The organism is Micromonospora echinofusca (assembly GCF_017614955.1).
In the GTDB taxonomy this organism is placed as follows: Bacteria; Actinomycetota; Actinomycetes; order Mycobacteriales; family Micromonosporaceae; genus Micromonospora; species Micromonospora echinofusca_A.
Genome location: NZ_WVUH01000211.1, coordinates 1 through 12,909 on the forward strand (window position 1 = coordinate 1; position 12,909 = coordinate 12,909).

Annotated in this window: 10 protein-coding genes; 8 read left to right on the forward strand and 2 right to left on the reverse strand. The window is 72.1% G+C overall.

The window, feature by feature from the left end; genetic code table 11:
- Positions 1 to 230: 230 nt before the first annotated feature.
- Positions 231 to 398 carry a DUF5679 domain-containing protein gene (locus GSF22_RS21770; protein ID WP_199736319.1) on the reverse strand — a complete coding sequence of 56 codons (168 nt, stop codon included), beginning with the start codon at positions 396 to 398 and terminating at the stop codon, positions 231 to 233.
- 518 nt (positions 399 to 916) lie between these two features.
- Between GSF22_RS21770 and GSF22_RS21775 the strand changes: the two genes are divergently transcribed.
- From GSF22_RS21775 to GSF22_RS21800, 6 genes are all read left to right on the forward strand, one after another.
- Positions 917 to 1,444 (forward strand): M48 metallopeptidase family protein, encoded by a 528-nt coding sequence (locus GSF22_RS21775; protein ID WP_208815587.1) that lies wholly within the window; start codon positions 917 to 919, stop codon positions 1,442 to 1,444.
- Between the two features lie 252 nt (positions 1,445 to 1,696).
- Positions 1,697 to 2,290, forward strand: a complete 594-nt coding sequence (locus GSF22_RS21780) for a hypothetical protein (RefSeq protein ID WP_208815588.1) — start codon at positions 1,697 to 1,699, stop codon at positions 2,288 to 2,290.
- A 70-nt stretch (positions 2,291 to 2,360) separates the two neighbouring features.
- Positions 2,361 to 3,053 carry a response regulator transcription factor gene (locus tag GSF22_RS21785; RefSeq protein ID WP_208815589.1) on the forward strand — a complete coding sequence of 231 codons (693 nt, stop codon included), beginning with the start codon at positions 2,361 to 2,363 and terminating at the stop codon, positions 3,051 to 3,053.
- Complete coding sequence (locus tag GSF22_RS21790) at positions 3,050 to 4,426, forward strand: sensor histidine kinase (RefSeq protein WP_208815590.1); 1,377 nt, start codon at positions 3,050 to 3,052, stop codon at positions 4,424 to 4,426. Before GSF22_RS21785 ends, GSF22_RS21790 begins: the two co-directional genes overlap by 4 nt.
- 55 nt (positions 4,427 to 4,481) lie before the next feature.
- Positions 4,482 to 5,270 carry an LmeA family phospholipid-binding protein gene (locus tag GSF22_RS21795; protein ID WP_208815591.1) on the forward strand — a complete coding sequence of 263 codons (789 nt, stop codon included), beginning with the start codon at positions 4,482 to 4,484 and terminating at the stop codon, positions 5,268 to 5,270.
- The gene (locus GSF22_RS21800) at positions 5,267 to 7,570 is read left to right on the forward strand and encodes an MMPL family transporter (RefSeq protein ID WP_208815592.1); all 2,304 of its coding nucleotides are present in this window, start codon (positions 5,267 to 5,269) and stop codon (positions 7,568 to 7,570) included. Before GSF22_RS21795 ends, GSF22_RS21800 begins: the two co-directional genes overlap by 4 nt.
- A gap of 78 nt (positions 7,571 to 7,648) precedes the next feature.
- Here GSF22_RS21800 and GSF22_RS21805 read toward each other — a convergent pair whose 3' ends face one another.
- Positions 7,649 to 8,872: a zinc-dependent metalloprotease gene (locus GSF22_RS21805; protein ID WP_208815595.1), complete on the reverse strand. Its 1,224-nt coding sequence runs from the start codon at positions 8,870 to 8,872 to the stop codon at positions 7,649 to 7,651.
- 179 nt (positions 8,873 to 9,051) lie between these two features.
- Between GSF22_RS21805 and GSF22_RS21810 the strand changes: the two genes are divergently transcribed.
- Positions 9,052 to 10,065, forward strand: a complete 1,014-nt coding sequence (locus GSF22_RS21810; RefSeq protein ID WP_208815593.1) for a YlbL family protein — start codon at positions 9,052 to 9,054, stop codon at positions 10,063 to 10,065.
- A 119-nt stretch (positions 10,066 to 10,184) separates the two neighbouring features.
- The coding region (locus GSF22_RS21815; protein ID WP_439957797.1) for a UPF0182 family membrane protein at positions 10,185 to 12,909 on the forward strand (2,725 nt) is incomplete at its 3' end.

Genomic DNA, 12,909 nt, shown 5'->3' on the forward strand with positions numbered 1-12,909 from the left:
CAGCAGGGTGGGGCGGGGGAGCGAACTGTGCGTCATGACGCACCACTGTCGGCGTCACGCTGCCTGTGCGTCAGTCGTTATCCACAGAACGTCATCCGCTGGGCCTGGGCTATCCACAGGAATCGGCCGGATATCCACAACCAGTGGGTAACTTCTGTCGTTCTTTTGACACTGACGGCGGGAGGGAGTGGCCGATCGGCCACCCCCTCCCGCTGATCGGTCCTGCTACGTCAGACCTTCGCCTTGCCCAGGATGCGGTTCACTGTTGTACCGCATACCGGACACTTGCCCTTGGCCATGTTCATGCCGGTCTTCGACACCTCGACGTTGCCCTCGAAGTCCCGCTTCTCCTTGCACTTGACGCAGTACCCGTTGTAGGTCTGGGCCTTGTCGGCCACGGTGCCCTCCTCGTTTCGTCCGCCGGTTGTCACCGGGCGGGGTGCCCTGCGACGGGGCCCACGGGGCGCCGGCGCGGGGGATGTCCGCGATCACCCGTGTGATCGCTGGTCCGCGGACCCTACCCAGGTGCGGGCGGTTCCATGTCAGCAATGCATCGACACTGTGAGTAAGTCGACGTCGAGAGTGTGCATGCCGGAATAGGTCGGATAAGTCAGTTTCGCAGGGACACGCCGGGTAAAGTCCCCCAGATCACCGAAGAGGTGGGGGTGGGTGGCTCCCGCAGCGGTGATCGCCTACGGTGGTGATCACGATTCCGGATCGCGTCCAGAGATCGACAGTGCCGCAACCGACGGTGATCAGAGTCGATACGGTGCGAAGTCACAAAGAATTTTTACGGACGCCCCGCCACGAACCGGGTTATTCCCGGCGCGTGTCGTGCGGTTGACTCTTGCGGAGCCCTGGTCAGAACGCATTAGCTTTCCCTCGTGAACGGAATCCGAGGCGGCGCGGGCCGCTGATGGCAGGCGCGCGCAAGCCGGTCGTCGAGGTACGGCGCAGTGAGCGCCGGCGCCGGACGGTGTCCGCCTACCGGGACGGCGAGCGCGTGGTCGTCCTGATCCCGGACCAGTTCTCCCGCGCCGAGGAGAGCGAGTGGGTCGACCGGATGCTGGCCCGGCTCGCCGCCCGCGAGGGCCGCGCCGACCGCTCCGACGAGGAGTTGCAGATCCGGGCCCGCCGGCTCGTCGGGCTCTACCTCAGCGAACACCGCCGGACCGCGGTACCGGCGAGCATCCGGTGGGTGACCAACCAGAACGGCCGCTGGGGATCCTGCACACCGGCCGACGGCACCATCCGGATCTCCCACCGGCTCCGCGACATGCCCGACTGGGTGATCGACTACGTGCTGCTGCACGAGCTGGCCCACCTGGTCGTGCCGAGCCACAACGAACGCTTCTGGGCGCTGGTCGGACGGTACCCGAGGGCCGAACGGGCCCGGGGCTACCTGGAGGGCGTGGCCGCCGCCGGAGCGGTCCTGACCGACTGACCGTGCCGGTCCGTCCCGGGCGGGATCTGGTACTCCCCACGTCAAGTGATCTCCCGGTCGCTGACGATGCCGCCTGGCGGACCAGCAGCTCGACAGCGTCCGTTCGTCCTCCGGCCCGGATGACCTCCGGGGCGGTGACGGGCAGTTGGGCGGTGAGGACGGCCAGGGTGAGCACGGCCGGGGCAACCGTCCGCACACCCACGCCACCGGCGACGCCGAAGCCGAGTGACGTCGGAGTACTAGGCTCTGCTGGTGGCTCGACGTGTGGTGGTGGTACTCCTGGCGCCGGTACGGTGGGCGCCACCCGGCACCGATCCCGACCGGTGGCGTGCGGCGCTGGCCGAGGACATGGTGGACCTGGTCGCCGCGCTCAACGAGGTCGAACCGGCGATCGCCGTCACCCCGGCCGACCGGCCTCTCGCCGAGGCGGTGCGCTGGCCGGGGACGGCTGTCCACGAGGTCTCCGAGCCGACCGTCACCGCCGTGCTCGACCAGCTGACCGGGTACGACCAGGCGGCGGTGCTCGCCCCCGACGCCCCCGACCTGCCCGGCCTGGTGGTCGGCAAGCTGCTCCGGCCACTGACCAGCCGGTCGGTCGCGCTGGCCCCGGCGGACGGCGGCCCCGGGCTGCTCGGCGTGGCGACCCGGCTGCCCGTACCGTCCTGGCTCCCCGCCGTCGACCTGGACGGCACGGACCCGGCCACGGTGCGTGCGGCGGCACCCCGACCCGGGGAGGTGACCGTCACCCCGTCCTGGCGCCGGTTGCGCGGCCCCGCCGACCTCGCCGCCCTGGACCCCGCACTGGAGGGCTGGGAGACGACCCGGGCCCTGCTCACCGGGGCGTAACCGGCCGGGCCCGCCCGGCGGGTGCCGTTCTCATCCAACTCACATCCGACCGTGCTGTGATGACCCCACCATGAGCGCTGGGGTACGGGTGCTGGTCGTCGACGACCAGCCGAACATCGTCGACATGCTCGCCACGGTGCTGCGGTTCCACGGATTCGCGGTGACCACTGCGGGCACCGCCGCCGAGGCGCTGCGGCTGGCCCGGGCGGAGTCGCCGCACCTGGTGGTACTGGACGTGCTCCTGCCCGACGGTGACGGGTTCACCCTCTGCCGGGAACTGCGGGCCGCCGGACACCAGGTGGGCATCGTGTTCCTGACCGCCCGGGACGCACCCCGCGACAAGATCGCCGGGCTGACCTACGGCGGGGACGACTACGTGACCAAACCCTTCTCGGTCGACGAACTGGTCGCCCGGGTCCGTGCCGTCCTACGCCGGATCCGGCCCGGCAGTCACCCCGACACCGGTGCGGTGCTGCGCTACGCCGACCTGGAACTGGACGAGGAGACCTGCCAGGCCCGGCGGGGCGGCCGGTTGCTCACCCTGTCGCCGACCGAGTTCAAACTGCTGCGGTACCTGATGCTCAACCCCGGCCGGGTGCTCTCCCGGACCCAGATCCGGGAGGCGGTGTGGAGCTACGACTTCGGCGGCGCCTCGAACGTCGTCGACACCTACATCGGCTACCTCCGGCGCAAGCTCGACCCGGGACCGCCGTTGATCGTCACCCAGCGGGGCTTCGGCTACGCCCTGCGGGCCGGCGGGTGAACCGGCTGCCGCTGCGTCGCAGCCTGCTCTGGGGGATGGTGCTGCTGACCGCCGCCGCGCTGCTGGTCGCCGGGGTGACCGCCGCGCTCGGGCTGCGGGACTACCTGCTCGACCGGACCGACGACCAGTTGCGCTCCGCCGCCGTACTGGTCCGGCAACGGACCGGACCGGTCTTCACCGACCCGGCCCAGACGTTGCGTACCGTGGTCGCCCCGTCCGAGTACGTCGTCGAGATCCGCCGGGACGACGGCCGGTCCGTCCGGCTGGGCGGGCCGGCCGGGTCGCTGCTGGACCAGGCCCCGGTACCACCGCCGGACGGCCGGACCTCACCGGTCGTCACCGTCGGTGACGGCGCCTACCGGGCGGTGACCCTGCGGTCCCGGGACACCACCGTGCTCATCGCGCTCCCGTTGGCACCGGTCCGGCAGACCGTGCAGCGCCTGATCCTCGTCGAACTGGTCACCGGGACGGTGGTCCTGCTGCTGCTCGGCCTGTTCGCCCGGTTGCTGCTGGTCCGGGGCCTGCGCCCGTTGGACCGGATCACCGGCACCGCGACCGCCATCGCCGCCGGTGACCTGGACCGGCGGGTACCGGTCGACCACGACCGGGCACCGGACGTCCGTACCGAGGTCGGCCGGTTGACCCTGGCGGTCAACGGGATGCTGGCCCGGCTCCAGACCGCCATGGCCGCCCGGGCCCGCTCCGAGCAGCAGCTGCGCGACTTCGTCGCGGACGCCTCGCACGAGCTGCGTACCCCGCTGACCTCCATCCGGGGCTACCTGCACCTGCTCCGGCAGGGCATGGTCGACGCCGACCGGCGACCCGACGTGCTGCGGCGGACCGACGAGGAGGCGACCCGGATGAGCGCGCTCGTGGACGACCTGCTCTACCTGGCCCGGCTCGACGCCGAACCGGCACTGCGGCACGGGCCGGTCGACCTGGCCGTGGTGGTCCGCGAGTCGCTGGCCGACGCGCTCGCGGTGCAGCCCGGCCGCCCGGCCACCCTCACCGCACCGGACACCTGCCCGGTGACCGGGGACGGGGACGCGCTGCGCCAGGTGATGGCGAACCTGCTCGGCAACGTCCGCGCGCACACCCCGCCGGACAGCCCGGTCACGGTGACCGTCAGCACCGCCGACGGCAGGGTGCAGGTGAGCGTCGCCGACCGGGGGCCGGGGATGGCACCGGAACTCGCCGAGCGGGCCTTCGACCGGTTCACCCGGGCCGACCCGGGACGCAGCGGCGGGGGCAGCGGGCTCGGACTGGCCATCGTCGCCGGGATCGTCGCCGCCCACGACGGGCAGGTCCGGCTCCGGACGGCTCCCGGTGCGGGTACGACCGTCACGTTCACCCTGCCCACCGCAGATTCCTAACGATCTCTCATCGAGCTGTGGTCCGGCTCCCATCCCCGGTTGGTGTGCTCGACGGGTGCCCAACCTCTCCCGTCTGCCGCGTCGGCTGCCCCGCAACCGGTGGGCCCGGCTCGGCGCGCTGCTGCTCGTCGTCGTACTCGGTCTGCTGCTGGTGGGTGACCGGATCGCGGCCCGGCTGGCCGGCGACCGGTTGGCCGAGCGGCTCGCCTGCGCCGCCGGCCTGGACCGCCGGCCGGAGGTGCGGATCGGCGGTTTCCCGTTCGCCACCCAGCTGCTCACCGGCCGGTTCACCGAGGTACACGCCGAGGCGACCGACCTGCACCTCGGTGAACTGCGGGTCCGGCAGGTCGACGCGGTGCTGCGCGACCTGACCCTCCCCGCCGCCGGCCAGCCGGTACGCGTCGGCCGGCTCACCATCGGCCTGGTGCTGGACTACGCCGCGCTGCCCGACCGGCTCGGCGGACGCGAGGTGCGTTACGCCGAGCGCGACGGGCAGTTGGTCGTCAGTACCGAGACGCAACTGCTCGGCCGGCAGGTACCCGTCACCCTGCTGGCCCGTCCCGAGATCGTCGACGGCCAGCTGCGGATCACGCCCGGCGAGGTGGAGGTGATGGGCTTCCGTCGCCCGGCCGAGCAGGTGCTGAAGCGGATGGGTGGGGCGACGGAGCTGACCCGCCCGTTGCCGCAGCTACCGGCGAACCTGCGCTACCGGTCGGTCCGGGCCACCGGTGACGGGCTGCGGGTCGAGTTGGGCGGCACCGATGTCACGGCGCAGGCGGCGGGTGCCGCCACCGACCGGTCGGGCCGCTCCGACCGGGGCGCCGGTACCTGTGGAGGAGCATGATGCACGGACACCACGGCGGACCGGTCCAGCGCCGGCTGGCCCGGATCGGGCGGTTCTGCGTGGCCCGACCCCGGACGGTGCTCGGCGCCTGGCTGGTCGTCGCCGTCGCCCTGGTCGGCCTGGCCGGCGCCCTGGGGCGGCCCACCGACAACGACGTCACGCTGCCGGGCAGCGACGCCCAGGCCGCCCGGGACCTGATGCCGTCGGGAAGCGGCGGCGACCAGGTCAACGGTCAGCTGGTCGTCCACGTCGACTCGGGTCGCCTCGACGATCCGGACCGACGGGCCGCGCTGGCCGAGGCGGAACGGCGGATCGCCGAGGTGGAGCACGTGACCCGGGTGACCGGGCCGACGGCCGCGCAGGGTTCGCTGAGCGCCGACGGGCGGACCGGGTACCTGACCATCGGGCTGGACCTGCGCCCCCGGGACGTCGACCGGCCGCTCGCCGAGCGGATCGAGGTGGCGGCGCAGCCGGCCCGGGCCGCCGGGATCACGACCGTCGACGGCGGGGTACTGGCCGCAGCCGGCGAACGCGGCGGGGCCCGGACCAGCGAACTGATCGGCCTGGCGGTGGCGGCACTGGTGCTGCTGTTCGCCTTCGGTGGCCTGGTCGCGGCGGCGATGCCGCTGCTCACGGCGATCTTCACGTTGGCCTGTGCGGTGAGCGCGATCGGCCTGGCCGGTCACCTGACCGGTATCCCCTCGGTGGCCACCACGCTGGCCACCATGATCGGGCTGGGCGTCGGCATCGACTACGCCCTGTTCCTGATCACCCGCCACCGGGGACTGCTGGCCGGCGGGCTACCGGTCGCCGACGCGGTGGTACGCAGCGTGGCCGGCTCCGGCAGCGCGGTGGTCTTCGCCGGTGGCACGGTGGTGATCGCGCTCGGCGGTCTGGCGGTGGCCGGCGTGCCGATCCTGGGCACGCTGGGCTGGACCGCCGGCCTGGTGGTGGTCTTCGCGGTGGCCGGGGCGGTGACCCTGCTGCCCGCCCTGCTGGCCCTGCTCGGCCGGCGGGTCGACGCGTTGCGGCTCCGGCCGGCGCGGATCCTCGCCGACGGCGATCGGGCCGCCGGTACGCCGGACGGGGCGGGCTGGGCCCGACTGGCCGACCGGGTGACCCGCCGTCCGGTCCGCTGGCTGCTGCTCTCGACCGTCCTGCTCGGGGTGCTCGCCACGCCGGTCCTGGACCTGCGGCTCGGCCAGACCGACGCCGGGCACAACCCGCCGGGCAGCGCCAGCCGGACCAGTTACGAACTGTTGGCCGGGGGCTTCGGGCCGGGGATCAACGGCCCACTCACCGTGGTCGTCCGGCTCGACCCGCCGGCCGCCGGACCGGCCGACCCGCGCCTCGCCGACCTGACCCGGACGGTGGCCGGTACCCCGGGCGTGGCCGGCACCGGCCCGGTGAACCTGGGTGACGACCGGACGGTGGCCACCCTGAGCGTGCGGCCGACCACCGCGCCGGGTGATCCGGCGACCGCCGAACTGGTGCACGGGCTGCGCCGGGTGGCGGTGGCCGGGCAGAGCGTGCACGTCGGCGGGGTCATCGCCACCCGGGTCGACCTCGCCGACCGGATCCGGGACCGGATGCCGCTGGTGATCGGGGTGGTGGTGCTGCTCTCCGCGCTGCTGCTGCTCGCCGCGTTCCGGGCACCGGTGCTCGCGGCGAAGGCGGCGCTGATGAACCTGGTCTCCGTCGGCGCGGCGTACGGGGCCCTGACCGCCGTCTTCGGCTGGGGCTGGGGGGTGGAACTGACCGGCCTCACCGGGCCCGTACCGATCGAGAGCTACGTGCCGATGATGCTCTTCGCCCTGCTCTTCGGCCTTTCCATGGACTACGAGGTGTTCCTGCTGACCGCCGTGCAGGAAGCCTGGCGGGCCACCGGCGACAACCGGGTCGCGGTCCGCGCGGGGTTGGCCGGTACCGGCCGGGTGATCACGTCGGCGGCGCTCATCATGATCACCGTCTTCGCCAGCTTCGTGCTGCACGCCGACCCGGTGATCAAGATGTTCGGGCTCGGCATGGCGGTGGCCATCGCGGTGGACGCGACGCTGGTCCGGGGCCTGCTGGTGCCCTCGACCATGGCCCTGCTCGGGCGGGCGAACTGGTGGCAACCGCGCCGACGGCGCCGGCCCGCGCCGTCGGTTTCCGACGGGCCGGACCCGGTGTCGACGGTCTCCGACGGGCCGGACCCGGCGCCGTCGGTCCCCGACGGGCCGGACGCGGTGTCGACGGTCTCCGACGGGCCGGACCCGGTGCCGGCGGACGCCGGCACCGGACCGGGGACACCCCGGTAGGGGCGACCCGGGCCACGGGCCCGGTACCGACCGTCCGGCCGGATGGCACAGGGCCGACGCGCCGGTCGACCCGCCCGGTCAGCCCGGCTGCGGGCCCCGACCGGACTCGTCGCCGTCGCCCGGCTCCCCGCCACCCTCGCGGGGGGCCGGACCGGTGCCGAAGTCGAAGTCGCTCAGGTCCCCCAGGTCGAGCTGGGACCGGGCGAACGCCGCCGGGTCGGCGAAGTCGTCACCGGAGGGCAGCAGGTCGGGGTGCCCCCACAGGGCGTCCCGTCCGGCGATGCCCCGGTGTTCGGCCAGCGCGGACCAGAGCGCTGCGGCCTCCCGCAGCCGGCGGGGCCGCAGCTCCAACCCGACCAGGGCGGCGAAGGTCTGTTCGGCCGGACCACCGGCCGCCCGGCGCCGCCGGAACGCCTCGGCCAGGCGTACCCCGTTGGGCAGCCGGCCGGACGCCGCGCTGTCCACCACGTGGCAGACCCAGCCCTCGACCAGGGCGAGGGTGGTCTCCAGCCGGGCCAGGGACGCCTTCTGCGCCGGGGTGTCCTCCGGGGTGAAGATGCCCTCCAGCGCCATCGCCTGGAGCGACTCCGGGTTGGTCGGATCGACCCGGCCCATCGCCTCCTCGACCGCCTCCCGGTTGACCCGGATACCGGCGGCGTACATCTCCACGGCACCGAGCACGTGCCCGCGCAGCCACGGGACGTGCTGGAAGAGCCGCTGGTGCGCGGTCTCCCGCAGGGCCACGTAGAGGCGTACCTCGTCCTCGGGCAGCTCCAGGCCCTCGCCGTACTGACGGATGTTGGCCGGGATCAGCGCGGCCGTGCCGGCCGGACCGAGCGGCAGCCCGATGTCCCCGGCGGAGAGCACCTCCGCGGCGAGCGAACCGAGCGCCTGCCCGAGCTGGCCGCCGAAGAGCGCGCCACCGAGCGTGGCCACCATCGACTGCATCGGGCCGAGCTGGGCGCGGGCCTCCGGCGGCACGAGGTCACCCATCGCGCCGACCATCCGGCTGGCCACCGGGTCGCAGAGCTTCCGCCAGACGTCCAGGGTCCGGTAGATCCACTCGTTGCGGTTCCAGGCCACCGAGGTCTGCACACCGGAGGGGAGCGCCGAGGTCGGCTCCAGCCAGAGGTCGGCCAGGCGCAGCGCCTCCTCGACGGCGTTGCGTTCGTACGGCGAGACCGCCGGGTCACCGGTCGCGGCCAGCTGACTCGCCGCGACCTGACGGGCCAGATCCCAGTTGACCGGGCCGCTGCCCGGCGTGGAGAGCATCTGCTGCAACTGCGCCATGAACTGTTGCAGCTGTGCGGGGTCGTTGGGGTCGGGCGGTTGCCCGCCGGGGAGCGCGAAGCCGAACGGGATATCAGGCACGAGGTCTACGGTACGCGGACCGGACCGCTGATCGCGGGCGCCGACGTTGCGCTGAGGGCGAAGTCGCGTGCTGCCGAGGGTGCCGTGACCCGGTCGGTACGCTCTGCCGCATGAGACGTCGCGGTGTCACGGTTCTCCTCGGCGCGCTGGTCACCACCCTGCTCAGCATCGGTGTGCTCGCGGCGCCCATCCCGTACGTGGTGCTCGGGCCGGGACCGACGGTGGACACCCTGGGCACCTCGGACGGGACCGAGGTCATCCAGGTGACCGGCCGGGAGACCTCCACCTCCGCCGGCCAGCTCCGGTTGACCACCGTCGGCGTGCAGCCGGAGGTGAAGCTGGTGTCGGCGATCGCCGGCTGGTTCTCCGACGACGAGGCGGTGGTACCGCGCGAGCTGATCTACCCGCCCGGCCAGACCGAGCAGCAGATCGAGCAGCGCAACGCCGACGACTTCGCCGCCTCGCAGACCAGCGCGGAGACCGCCGCCCTGCGCGAGCTGGGCTACCCGGTCCAGGTGACGGTGAAGACGGTCGCCGCCGACGGGCCGTCGGCGGCGGTCCTCCAGCCCGGGGACGTGCTGACCTCGGTCGACGGGCAGCCGTTGCAGACCGCCGGCGGCCTGACCGAGGCGATCCGGGGCAAACCGGCGGGCACCGTGTTCACCGTCGGCTACCAGCGCGGCGGTACGCCCGGCACGGCCACGGTGACCAGCCAGGACCGGGACGGCCGGCCGAGGATCGGGGTCGAGATCGAGCAGAAGCAGCCGCACCCGTTCCAGCTCAAGATCGACCTGGAGGACATCGGCGGGCCGAGCGCCGGCCTGATGTTCGCCCTCGGCATCATCGACAAGCTTCAGCCCGAGGACCTGACCGGCGGTCGGATCGTCGCCGGCACCGGCACCATCGACGACGCGGGTCGGGTCGGGCCGATCGGCGGTATCGCCCAGAAGCTGGTGGGCGCCAAGCAGGCCGGGGCCAAGGTGTTCCTGGTACCGGCGGACAACTGCGCCGAGGCGCTGCGCAACCCGCAGCCCGGGCTGCCGCTGCTGAAGGTCGCGACGCTCGACGACGCCCTCGACGCACTGGCCACGCTGCGGGCCGGTGGCGAGCCACCCCGCTGCTGAGCCGAACCTTCACCCGGCGTTCTCAGGAACACCACGTACTCTGGGTGCCCTGATCGCAGCCGGTCACACTCGAACGTGCGGAGCCAACATTGGTCATGCGGAGCACCCCCCTACCGAGGATGAGCCGGCGCGGACGCGTCACGATCGGCGTACTGATCGGGGTCTTCCTGCTCTTCACCCTGCTCGGGTGGGGGGTGCAGGCGTGGACCGACTGGCTCTGGTTCTCCGAGGTCGACTACCGGGAGGTCTTCACCGGGGTGCTCGGCACCCGGCTGCTGCTCTTCCTGGCCTTCGGTCTGGGGATGGCCGCCCTGATCGGCGGCAACCTCTGGCTGGCCTACCGGATGCGCCCCACGCTGCGTCCGCACTCGCCGGAACAGGCCACCCTGGAGCGGTACCGGATGCTGCTCGGCCCCCGGATCGGTACCTGGATCGCGGTGGTCGCGACGGTGGTCGGGCTCTTCGCCGGGCTCTCCGCGCAGAGCCGGTGGAGCCAGTGGCTGCTGTTCCGTAACGGCGGCAACTTCGGCACCAAGGACCCGGAGTTCGGCGTCGACGTCGGCTTCTACGTCTTCCAGTTGCCCTTCTGGCGGTACCTGCTCGGGGTCGGCTTCACCGTCGTGGTGCTCTCGGTGCTCGGCGCGCTCGCCGTGCACTACATCTTCGGCGGGGTCCGGCTCCAGGGCGTCGGCGACCGGATGACCAACGCGGCCCGCGCCCACCTGACCACCCTGGTCGCGGTCTTCGTCCTGCTCAAGGCCGTCGCGTACGTGCTGGACCGGCGGGTCATGCTGCTGGAGTACAACGCCGGGGCGGGCATCTACGGCGCCGGGTACGCCGACGTCAACGCGCTGCTGCCGGCCAAGGAGATCCTGGCGTACATCTCGATCGTGGTGGCCCTCGCGATCATCGTGTTCTCCAACGCGGTGATGCGGAACCTGGTCTGGCCGGGCATCTCGCTGGCCCTGCTCGGCATCTCGGCGGTGGCCATCGGCGGCATCTACCCGTGGGCGGTGCAGACCTTCGAGGTCAAGCCGAGTGCGCGGGACAAGGAGGCGCCGTACATCGAGCGCAGCATCAACGCCACCCGGGCGGCGTTCGGCCTGGAGTCGACGAAGATGACGCCGTACGCCGCGTCCAACCTGACCCCACCGGCGACGCTGGCCACCGACACCTCGGTGGTGCCGAACATCCGGTTGCTCGACCCGCAGCTGGTCTCCGAGACGTACACCCAGCTCCAGCAGGTGCGGGGCTTCTACGACTTCGGCTCGAAGCTGGACATCGACCGGTACACGGTGAACGGCAAGACCCAGGACTACGTCGTCGGGGTGCGGGAGATCAACTACGGTGAGCTGACCGATCAGCAGCGCACCTGGATCAACCGGCACACCATCTACACCCACGGGTACGGGCTGGTGGCCGCGCCGGCCAACCGGGTGTGCAGCGCCCAGCCGTACTTCGTCTCCGGCTTCCTCGGCGAGGCGGGGAAGGGGCAGAACGGGCAGGAGCAGTGCTACTCCCCGACCGACCAGATCCCGGCCCAGCAGCCGCGGATCTACTACGGCGAGCAGATGGACGCGGCGGACTACGCCATCGTCGGGCAGACCGACCCGGGCCGGAACGTCGAGTTCGACCGGCCGACCAGCACCGGTGGTGAGCAGTACTACACCTACACCGGCTCGGGCGGCGTGGAGATCGGCTCGTTCGGCCGTCGGCTGCTCTACTCGATCAAGGAGCAGGAGACCAACTTCCTGCTCTCCGAGGCGATCAACGACAACTCCAAGCTGCTCTACGTGCGTAACCCCCGGGACCGGGTGGAGAAGGTCGCCCCGTTCCTCACCCTCGACGGCGACCCGTACCCGGCCGTGGTCGGCGGGCGGATCCAGTGGATCATCGACGGCTACACCACCAGTGCGACCTACCCGTACGCCGAGCGGGTGAACATCCAGGAGGAGACCGCCGACGAACTCACCGGGCGGGGCACCTTCCGGCTGGCCCGGGAGGACGTCAACTACATCCGCAACTCGGTGAAGGCCACCGTCGACGCGTACGACGGGACGGTCAAGCTCTACGAGTTCGACACCGAGGACCCGGTGCTGAAGGCGTGGAACAAGGCGTTCGGCGGGGACCTGGTGGTGCCGAAGGACAAGACCCCGGCCGAGTTGGCGGAGCACTTCCGCTACCCGGCGGACCTGTTCAAGGTGCAGCGCAACCTGCTCACCCGGTTCCACGTCACCAACCCCGGGGACTTCTACTCGGCGCAGGACTTCTGGGAGGTGCCGAACGTCCCGGACGCCCCGGACACCGGCCAGAAGCAGCCGCCGTACTACCTCTACACCGAGTTCCCCGGCCAGGAGAGCCCCCGGTTCCAGCTGACCTCGACGGTCACCCCGAAGGGCCGGCAGAACCTCGCCGCACTGATCTCCGGCTCCTACGTGAACGGTCGACCCAGCCTGGAGGTGCTGGAGTTGCCGGACCAGACGGCGATCTCCGGTCCGGTGCAGGTGCACCAACGGATGGTGAACACCAACGCCCAGATCCGTCAGGACCTGAACCTGCTCGCCTCCAACCAGTCGCAGGTCCAGTACGGCAACCTCCTCTCCCTGCCGTTCGGCGACGGGATGCTCTACGTCGAACCGGTCTACGTGAAGAGCAACCAGCAGAACGCGTACCCGAACCTCCAGAAGGTGCTGCTCTCCTACGGCGACGGCGGTTCGTACGTGGCGCTGGTCGACGGGGACAAGCTCAACGACGGCATCCGGCAGCTCATCGAACTCGGTAAGCGGCCGGGGGCGACGCCACCACCGGCCGGTACGCCGCCACCGCCGTCCGGCGGACCCACCC

Bases quoted from the DNA above. Each gene is read 5' to 3' on its own strand.
- GSF22_RS21775 (WP_208815587.1), top strand. From the start codon at position 917: ATGGCAGGCGCGCGCAAGCCGGTCGTCGAGGTACGGCGCAGTGAGCGC.
- GSF22_RS21785 (WP_208815589.1), top strand. From the start codon at position 2,361: ATGAGCGCTGGGGTACGGGTGCTGGTCGTCGACGACCAGCCGAACATC.
- GSF22_RS21800 (WP_208815592.1), top strand. From the start codon at position 5,267: ATGATGCACGGACACCACGGCGGACCGGTCCAGCGCCGGCTGGCCCGG.
- GSF22_RS21810 (WP_208815593.1), top strand. From the start codon at position 9,052: ATGAGACGTCGCGGTGTCACGGTTCTCCTCGGCGCGCTGGTCACCACC.